The following is a 335-nucleotide window of genomic DNA, read 5'->3' as shown; positions in this document are numbered from 1 at the left end:
AACAGGCGGGATTTTTTGATGTTGAAGAGCGGCTTGCTCGGCTAAGCGGGCTCGGTGATCAGTTCGAAGCGTTTTCCCGGACTGTGGATTTTGAGGTGTTTCGCCCGAAGCTGGAGAAGGCTCTGGTGGACTTGTAACGGTTTTGTGCCGGTTGACTGAGCGTTTAAAGCTTTCAACAGGAAAGGCCTGAGACCATGGCATTGAAGCAGACAGAAGAGTTTCGCCGCGAGGCGGTCAGGATCGCGCTGAGCAGCGGTTTGTCCCGGACACGGATTGCGGCGGATCTGGGGATTGGCAAATCAACGCTGAGCCACTGGATTTCGCAGTATCGGTCG

The 335-nt window shown here is 55.2% G+C and carries 1 protein-coding gene and 1 pseudogene; both read left to right on the top strand.

Features of this window, described 5'->3' with window-relative positions:
• Positions 1 to 125 (top strand): annotated as a pseudogene (locus HK11_RS12300) (IS5/IS1182 family transposase); the annotation flags it as partial.
• 69 nt (positions 126 to 194) lie between these two features.
• Positions 195 to 335 (top strand): transposase (locus tag HK11_RS12095; RefSeq protein WP_143216416.1); only part of this gene is annotated, 141 nt, incomplete at its 3' end.

It is taken from the genome of Acetobacter sp. DmW_043 (assembly GCF_002153485.1).
Taxonomy (GTDB): domain Bacteria; phylum Pseudomonadota; class Alphaproteobacteria; order Acetobacterales; family Acetobacteraceae; genus Acetobacter; species Acetobacter thailandicus.
This window is presented reverse-complemented; position numbering and strand designations above follow the sequence as displayed.